This window comes from Desulfomonilia bacterium (assembly GCA_036567785.1).
GTDB lineage: Bacteria > Desulfobacterota > Desulfomonilia > UBA1062 > UBA1062 > DATCTV01.
Map to the genome: position 1 here is coordinate 25,693 of DATCTV010000044.1, position 8,770 is coordinate 34,462.

Consider the following 8,770-nt stretch of genomic DNA (forward strand, 5'->3'; position numbering starts at 1 on the left):
AATCATGGCTGAAGGTATGAGCTGGTCAGTAACTGATGGTGACAAATTAACACAGGCGGAAATATACGGCGAAGTTCTCGCACAGCTTGGAGATAAATATTCAAACATAGTGGCAATTACTGCGGACCTTGCAAGCTCCACAAAGATTGGACGATTCGGTAAAAAATTTCCTGCACAGTTTATCAATGTAGGCATCGCCGAAAACACCATGTTCGGCATGGCGGCAGGCCTTGCACAGTCAGGCATGTTGCCGGTTGTATCTACGATGGCTGCTTTCGCATCGCTCAGGAGCGCAGAGCAGGTAAGGACCGACATCTGCTATCAGAAGCTCAATGTCAAAATAATAGCAACACATGCGGGCATTTCATTCGGGCAGGCAGGTTCGACTCACCACTGCACGGAAGACCTTGCAGTGATGCGCTCTTTTCCGAACATGACGGTTATCGCACCTGCCGACGGTTTTGAGACGGGTAATGCGGTTGTTGCGGCAATGGAGATTGACGGCCCTGTTTATATAAGGATTGGCCGTGGTTTTGAACCTCCTGTCTACAAGACTCAGGACTATGATTACAAGATAGGCAAGGCGATCAAGATGAGGGACGGCAAGGACATCACCCTTATCGCCTGCGGAGTCGGGGTGCTTCAGAGCATGAGGGCCGCCGAGGTATTGAAGTCCCAGGGGCTTGAGGCAAGGGTTATCAACATGCATACGATAAAGCCGATAGACAAGGATGCGATTCTTGAGGCTGTCACGGAAACGCGGCGCATAATAACGGTAGAGGATCACAGCATCATGGGTGGTCTGGGTTCAGCTGTCGCTGAAGTCATAGTCGAAAGCGGCAAGGCCTGCGCTTTCAAACGTCTGGGAGTACCCGATGTTTTCGCAATAGTCGGCTACCCGGAGGACCTCTACCATTACTACAAGTTCGATGCCGACGGAATAGTCGAGACGGTCGGCGCCCTTCTCAAGATGGAAATCGAAGAGGATGAGAACTGGGAAGACGAGGCATAAAGGAGAACTCATATGGCAGATAAAGTAATGCTGACAAACCGGATTGTACTCCGGTCTATCATGCCCTTGTTCAAGGTTCTTTATGAAGCCGACTACATGTCAGTGAGGAAGCTCCTTGGAAAATATGACGGCGTGATCCAGTTCTGCATCAAAGGGACTGATACCGGTGCGTACCTGGAATTTAAAAACGGAGGCCTGGAAGTGCTTCAGGGTATTCATCCTAATCCAGATGTGGTTCTTCCATTCAAACACGCCGCAGGCATGAACGCGCTTTTCACGGGCGGGGTTCCTGCTTTCGGCGGATTTCCTAAAGGGCTTTACAAGATAACCCTTGTCGGAAAGCTCCTTTTACTGATGCTCGGACTGCTCCTTCTGATGCCGAACGTCAATCCGAAAGAGCCTGCAAAGCGTGAACTCAAGGTGAAGATGATCATGTACATGATTACGAACGCTCTTTCTCAGCTTAACAAGGGCGGAGACGAGGACATGATGGTCTGGACAGGCAAGCAGCCCGACAGGATATATCAGATGTCGGTCGACCCGGATGGTCCTGCGGCATATCTCAGGATAAAGGGCGGAAAGACAAAGGCCGGCCACGGCAAGTATACGCGCAAGGCCCCGTTTGTCCATATGCGTTTTAACGGCATAGAAGGCGCCTACAAAGTGCTCGGTGAAAGCAAGGATACCGTCAGTGCAACATCAGACGGCGACATCAAGCTCGAAGGCTCACCGGAATATGCAGGTGTTATGGGCAGCTTCATGATGCGCATACAGGACATGCTGATGCCCCCGAAAAAATAGAAGGACCGGAAAAAGAGACTTAAGAAAACTTACTGGATTAAAAAAAAGAAAGGCCTCAACAGTTTCCTGTTGAGGCCTTTTTCATTATTCACTTCTCAGCCGGTAAGCTATATTTACTAGTTATTACTAATTCATCGGGCCGCACTGGCTCAGGACGACATCATAATAAAATATCTTGCAGCCCTCGATGAATGATCGGGGGGCATATCGCTTGGTGTTGTCGAGCTTCATAAGATCATAAATATTGTTTTCAGTTTTCAGGTAGAGCTTGTTCGATCCGGTCATGTTTTTAATGAGTCTTGCGTCAATGCCGTAATAGACGATTTTTTTATTGAAAGACTGCATCTCGTAAACATCGGCATTGGGGGTTACTGGAGAATTCTGGGCGTTGGACAACAGGTATTTGCCTTTTGCCCCGCTTGTTGATGAGTCAACGATGTTGAGCGGGATTGTTGTGTCGTCGATAACGACGGCAAGTGTTGAAGGTGTTCGGAAAACATTCTTTGAATATCCGGATGAGACCAGCATGAGATAATATCTGCACGATGGGAGTTTGGGCGCCTTGTCCAGCACGCTGTCGCCGTAGAGCTTGTAGTTGCTCAGTCTCAGTATGATATCCGGATAGTCCGCGATGTACAAATCTCCGGTGCAGTATCTTCCGCCCCATGCCTTGTAGATATCAGCATTTTCGGCATTATTCAGGATGCTCAGGGGCATGGAGCACCCCGCCTGCAGGATAAGGGCAAACAATATTACGATGATTTTGGAGGGTATCTTCATACCGGTTATTTATAGGCATATGAGAAAAATGTCATGGTTTTTTTATGGAAAAATCTGAATAAGGTATTTGTCTTGTGTACAGAATATTGGTGCAGAAGAATTCCGATACCGAATATTTAGTCCAAATGAACTCTGATCATAAGCTGTTAATGATTTTTAACTGCAGGTTTAAAGCATTTCAGCCGATGTAGTATCTAATGCAGGTTTTCAGGAGTCAGATGTGTGCGGTGTAGCGGGAATATATAAACCGACAGGTTTCACGATTGAGAACATCGAAAGGATGCTCTCAACAATGAACCACCGGGGGCCGGACGAATACGGCACATGGGCGGGCGATGAGCTGATGCTCGGCCACAAGAGGCTTTCAATTATCGGCGTATCCTCCGGCAGGCAGCCTCTGTCCAATAATGACGGCAGCGTCGTGGTTTCGGCGAACGGCGAGATATTCAATTACATTGAACTTCGCGAAGAACTCATCAAAAAGGGCCACGTCTTCCGCACAGACTGTGATATCGAACTCATACCGCATCTTTACGATGAATACGGCCTCGCAATGTTCGAGCATATGAACGGCCAGTTCGCATTCGCCTTATGGGATGCAAAGAACAGGCGGCTTATCCTTGCCCGCGACAGGTTCGGCATAGCTCCGCTCTTCTATGCATGGAAAAATGACAGCCTGATCTTTTCATCGGAGATAAAGGCAATGCTTCCGGTTCTCGGGAAATTGAGCCTCGATTATATGGGGCTTTCGCAGGTATTCACGTTCTGGAACACGGTCGCGCCCCGCACTGTCTTTGAAGGTGTAAGCCAATTAAGGCCCGGCGAATTCATGGTCGTGGATTCATCCGGAGTAAAGAAGCAAATATACTGGGACCTCGAATTTCCCGATGCGAGCGAGCATGACATCAGGGATGAAAAAAAGGCGATAGATGGCATACGCGAACTGCTTGACTATTCAGCGTTAATAAGACTGAGGGCCGACGTGCCGGTCGGTGCATATCTGAGCGGCGGGCTCGATTCCAGCATACTCTGCCTTCTTGTGAGAAAACATGCACAGCACATGGAGACGTTTTCGGTAAGCTTCGCCGACTCCGCATACGACGAGGCGCCGTTTCAGGAGATGATGGGCAGGGCGCTCGGCACGAACCACCATGTCGAAAGGATAGGCTACCCGGATATCGGAAATGTCTTCGAAGATGTCATCTGGCATGCCGAGACTCCAGTGCTTCGCTCTGCGCCTGCACCCATGCACCGCCTTTCTGGTCTCACCAGAAACCACGGGATAAAGGTGGTACTGACGGGAGAAGGATCGGACGAGCTTTTCGGCGGCTACGACATCTTCAAGGAAAACAGGATACGCCGCTTCTGGTCGAAATTTCCCGACTCGAAATTAAGACCGCAGCTCCTTTTCAGGCTCTACCCGTATTCGCCTGTACAGATGAAGCGCTCGGGTGCAATGCTAATATCGTTTTATAAAAAGGACATAGCCGAGACCTCGCATTTCGGGTATTCGCATCTTCCCACATGGAGGAATACAGCAGGGATACAGTCATATTTTACAGACGAGGTCAGATACGCACTTCTTGATTACAGTCCGGTAGATGAGCTTGAGGCGCTGATTCCGGATAATTTTTACCGCTGGCATCCGCTCAACCAGGCGCAGTATCTGGAAATAAAACTTCTGCTCGCAGGCTATCTCCTGTGCTCTCAGGGCGAGCGCATGACAATGGCGCACAGCGTGGAAGGCAGATACCCGTTCCTTGACCATAATGTGGCTGAATTCGCCAACAGGATTGACCCGAAGCTCAAGCTAAAAGGATTGACGGAAAAGTATATCCTGAAGAAGGCTTTCATGGACGAGCTGCCGCGCGAGATATTTATGCGCACAAAGCAGCCCTATGGTGCACCGAACAAGGAAGGTTTCTTTGCAGATGGAAAACCCCGTGAGAATGTTGCGCAATATCTCGATACTGAAACGATAAAATCTTCCGGTATCTACAATCCGGGTATGGTGGAGGGGCTCATTAAGAAATGCGCGGAATCGTCAAGGCTGGGATTCAGGGATAACAGTGCGTTCGTAGGAATAATATCAACACAAATATTGTTGGATAAGTTTTGCTAAGGTGCAGGCAGGGCGGGATAACTTCGCATCTCTTTGATTCGGGCAGATAGCCCTCACCCTTCGGGCGCACCTTCGGTACGTCAATTTTTGTGACGCAAAAATTTGTCGCTCCTGGCGGAAACGCTGCGACATACGTCTATGTATGCCTCGCATTTCCGCTTCGTCGCTCCTCGACCTGCCTTGTTCTGCCGCCCTGTAAAAAATGAAAACAATGGGGTTTCAATGTTCAATATTTAAATGTCATGACTATATATGCCTTCCCAAACAGCTTGCTACAACCGGTTTGTGATGTTATTTAAAAGTATCAGCAATGGTTGTTTAGTACGATAACATTTTTCACTGCGTTATAGTCATAATTGGGAAGCTTGAAGGAGAAAGAAAATGGAGTCAGGAATAGATGCTAGGATTGACAATGAACGTGCCAGAACTCAGTCTGGTGATATTGACCTAGAACCAATAACATCTGAAGATGAAGATTATGAAAGCTCACCTCCCGAGTATCAGATATCAACGTTTCCGGCAGACTACACGCTAGAAGTCCTTTATATGAAATGGAGGGCCAAAGAAATACTTATTCCAGACTTCCAGCGGGGGTTTGTATGGAAACAGGTCCAGTCTAGCAAGCTTATTGAATCGTTTCTGGTTGGATTACCGGTTCCTGCTGTGTTTCTATACACGGAGAGAAAATCTCAGAAATATTTTGTAATTGATGGGCAACAACGCTTGAAGAGCATATTCTACTTTTTTGAAGGGTATTTTGGCACACCCGAAGACGATAAGCGCAAGGTTTTCAAACTCGTAGGACTAAGCGAGAAAAGTAGATTCAATGCGAAAACATATGAAGATCTGGATCCAGAAGATCAACTACGATTAAAAAACTGTGTACTTCGATCATTTGTAGTACAACAGCTCGATCCTAGCGATGACACAAGCATGTATCACATATTCGAACGCCTTAACACGGGAGGTACTCTTTTAACAAACCAGGAGGTCAGGAACTCTGTTTACCATGGCAACTTAATTGCTTTCTTAAATGAGATCAATGAATATGGGGCCTGGCGTAATATTCTGGGTAAACCGACACCTGATAGCCGAAAGAAGGACATCGAACTTCTAGTCCGATTCTTTGCTATGCGTGACATTGAAGCATATGAGAAACCTATGAAGGAATTCTTGTCAAAGTACATGCGGAAGAATCGAGATGCAAGTGACGAGTCCATCAAAACTGCTGGCGATCTTTTTCGTCAAACCTGCGATAAGGTATCGTCAATGCTTGGTGACAAGCCATTTCATATTCGTAATGGGCTAAACGCGGCCGTTTTCGATGCTGTGATGACTACTATTTCAAAGAACATATCTTCACTCCCAACTGATCTAAAAGACCGATACAAACTACTTCTTGCAAACGCAGACTTCGATCGAGCTACTAGGGAAAGTACAACCGACAATGAGAGAGTCAAATTACGGCTTCGCAAAACAGCGGAAATACTTTTTGAGTAAAATGAAAATACCCAAGATTGACGAAATACTTGATTCTTGCGACAGACATCTAGTTGATACAAGTGCATCAGGAACCGAGATAGAATCCTTACTTACTAGAGCAGTTTTAGTACTTACCTGTTCCGTTTTCGAGGAAAAAATAGAATTAATGATTGCTCGAAGAGCAGACAGACTCAATGACCCAGCTATGAGCGCCTTTTTTAGGTCATGTGTCTCTGCAGTGTTCCGAAGCACCATGTCTAGTGAACTTGCTGGTCTTATGAATCGTTTTGGTCCAGATTTCAAGCGACGATTTCTTGAACGAATGCAGGGTCACGATCGCGCAGTTACTTTCTATAATAACATTATTACAAACCGTCATGGTGTAGCTCACACGCAGAGCATTACTGTGACATTAAGGGAACTCCGTCAGTTTTACGAAGAAGGACACATAGTTCTTGATTTTCTTGAGGAGACAATCAACGAGACATATCCAATCGCTTAACGATAAAAAGAAACCAATCGGAAAGATAACAGGAACTAGTCAGGAGGCATGAAAGGGATGCTCTTAAACAAATAACTTACAGTCATTTTAAGATAGGACATATCGATACGCCATCATTGACAACACGTGTTATAACTGATAAATGATACGTGTGAGGTGAGAAATGCTTACGAAACTTACTTTAACTATTGATGACAGGGTTATCAATCAGGCCAAAAGGTTTGCCCGCAATAAAAGCAAGAGCGTATCCCGGATAGTCGAAGAGTATCTTGATAATATTTCCGAAGGAAAGGCGCATCCGGAAATTGCCGGCAAATTGAATTCTCCCATAACCGATAGTCTTCTCGGCATGTTTAAAGACAGCGGCAAGGATTATAAAAAGATGATCGAAGAGGCAATTTTGGAAAAGCATACATGATTAAAAAAGTCTTCATAGATGCTGACATCATTCTTGATGTTGCTCTGGCCAGGGAAAAATTCTGGGAAAGCAGCAAACTGGTTTTATCCCTTGCGGAAAACAGCAGTCTCCTGGGCTTTACTTCTTCAATAGTAATTTCGAATATCTATTATGTTCTAAGGAAAGCAGGGGGCGATAAAAACGCACGGCAATTTATAAATAAAATGACAAAGTTCATTACAATATTGCCTGTCGATCATTCCGATGTCGTTAATGCCCTTGAATCCAAATTCAAAGATTTTGAAGATGCCCTTCAGCACTTTGCATCATTGAAGAATCGATGCGACTATATTGTGACCAGAAACACGGAAGATTATAAACATTCCAGCATAGAAGCAATTCAACCAGGAGAACTTATCAATCTGTTTAAGGAAAAGATAGAAAGCAGATAACGCTTCTAAATTGTATTAGCTCCGACCTGATCTGACAGCTCTCCTTTCCGAGGGGATGTTTGTACGATTAAGTTTAAGCTGCCAGATCGAACTTCATATCCAAGATTTTGTCTTTTGCCAAGGGCAGATTTTCCAGGAAGGTTTCCATGGGGGTTCTGCCCTGACACCTTTTCCCCTGATGAGGCCTGGCAGTGTTATAACGCTTCAGCCATACGTCCAGGTCTTTTTGAAGCTCATCTATGTTGAGATAAATCTTTTTCCTGAAAGCAATACTGTAGAACTCCTCGAGGATGGTTTTATGGAACCTCTCGCATATGCCGTTTGTCTGAGGATGCCTTGCCTTTGTCTTTGTATGATCAATGTCATTAAGCGCAAGGAAAAGCTCATACTCATGAGTATCAGGCCTGCCTGTGAATTCGGTTCCCCTGTCAGTAAGAACCCTTAAAAGAGGAACACCCATTTCTTCGAAGAAAGGAACAACCCTGTCATTGAGTATATCAGCCGAATTTATAGGATGCTTTGAGGTATACAGCTTGGCCTCCGCTACTGAAGAATATGTATCTATGAAGGTCTGTTGATAGATACGGCCTACACCTTTAATAGTACCTACATAAAAGGTATCCTGGGCCCCAAGATAACCTACATGTTCGGTCTCAATCTCACCCCAGGATATCTTCTCCTCTTTGGCCCTTTCCAGGGACTTTAACTGCGTTTCAGTGACAACTTCCCCTGTCTTTGAAACATGATCCTCCAAGGCATTGAGTCTCTTTTTGAATGTCTCAAGATTATGCCTCAGCCATACGCAGCGAACCCCAGCCGGCGATATGAACAGCCCGCGCCGGGTAAGCTCTGAGCTCACCCGCTTCTGTCCCAAAGCCGGATCCTCATATGCCATTGCCACTACAGCTTCTTCAACCTCCGAAGATACCCGGTTCTTATGATTGGGAACCCTTCTGTTCTGCTCATAAAGAGCTTCAACTCCTCCTTCCTCATAAGCATTCTTGACCCGGTAAAAAGTATCCCGGCTATAGCCCATCACCTGACATGCCCTTGAAACATTCTGAAGATAACCCGCCAACTCTAGCAATCCCATCTTACTTCTGATAAGTTTGTCTTCCGTACCCATTAGCTTTCTCCTTTCTGATTTTGTTTTATTTCCCCTCAGAAAGAATAGCTCGTGGGTACTTCCTTTTCAATTACCCAACTGTCAGATTTGATCGGA

General features: G+C 45.9%; 8 protein-coding genes. 6 read left to right on the plus strand and 2 right to left on the minus strand.

Annotated elements, in window-relative coordinates; genetic code table 11:
* Nucleotides 1-4 precede the first annotated feature (4 nt).
* A complete protein-coding gene (locus tag VIS94_13150) occupies nucleotides 5-1,012 on the plus strand; it encodes a transketolase C-terminal domain-containing protein (protein ID HEY9162017.1) in 1,008 nt (335 codons plus the stop codon).
* Between the two features lie 12 nt (nucleotides 1,013-1,024).
* Nucleotides 1,025-1,813: a hypothetical protein gene (locus VIS94_13155; GenBank protein ID HEY9162018.1), complete on the plus strand. Its 789-nt coding sequence runs from the start codon at nucleotides 1,025-1,027 to the stop codon at nucleotides 1,811-1,813.
* A gap of 126 nt (nucleotides 1,814-1,939) precedes the next feature.
* Here VIS94_13155 and VIS94_13160 read toward each other — a convergent pair whose 3' ends face one another.
* Entirely contained in the window at nucleotides 1,940-2,530 is a 591-nt protein-coding gene (locus VIS94_13160) for a hypothetical protein (GenBank protein ID HEY9162019.1), read from the minus strand.
* Between the two features lie 283 nt (nucleotides 2,531-2,813).
* Between VIS94_13160 and asnB the strand changes: the two genes are divergently transcribed.
* The 4 genes from asnB (at nucleotide 2,814) to VIS94_13180 (ending at nucleotide 7,548) form a co-directional block, all read left to right on the plus strand.
* A complete protein-coding gene (gene asnB, locus VIS94_13165) occupies nucleotides 2,814-4,715 on the plus strand; it encodes an asparagine synthase (glutamine-hydrolyzing) (protein HEY9162020.1) in 1,902 nt (633 codons plus the stop codon).
* A 381-nt stretch (nucleotides 4,716-5,096) separates the two neighbouring features.
* A complete protein-coding gene (locus VIS94_13170; GenBank protein HEY9162021.1) occupies nucleotides 5,097-6,215 on the plus strand; it encodes a DUF262 domain-containing protein in 1,119 nt (372 codons plus the stop codon).
* 647 nt (nucleotides 6,216-6,862) lie between these two features.
* The gene (locus tag VIS94_13175) at nucleotides 6,863-7,117 is read left to right on the plus strand and encodes a DUF6364 family protein (protein ID HEY9162022.1); all 255 of its coding nucleotides are present in this window, start codon (nucleotides 6,863-6,865) and stop codon (nucleotides 7,115-7,117) included.
* On the plus strand, nucleotides 7,114-7,548 hold the full coding sequence (locus VIS94_13180; protein HEY9162023.1) for a PIN domain-containing protein: 435 nt from the start codon (nucleotides 7,114-7,116) through the stop codon (nucleotides 7,546-7,548). The genes VIS94_13175 and VIS94_13180 overlap by 4 nt, the downstream gene beginning before the upstream one ends.
* 73 nt (nucleotides 7,549-7,621) lie before the next feature.
* Here VIS94_13180 and VIS94_13185 read toward each other — a convergent pair whose 3' ends face one another.
* The gene (locus VIS94_13185; GenBank protein ID HEY9162024.1) at nucleotides 7,622-8,674 is read right to left on the minus strand and encodes an IS481 family transposase; all 1,053 of its coding nucleotides are present in this window, start codon (nucleotides 8,672-8,674) and stop codon (nucleotides 7,622-7,624) included.
* Nucleotides 8,675-8,770 lie beyond the last annotated feature (96 nt).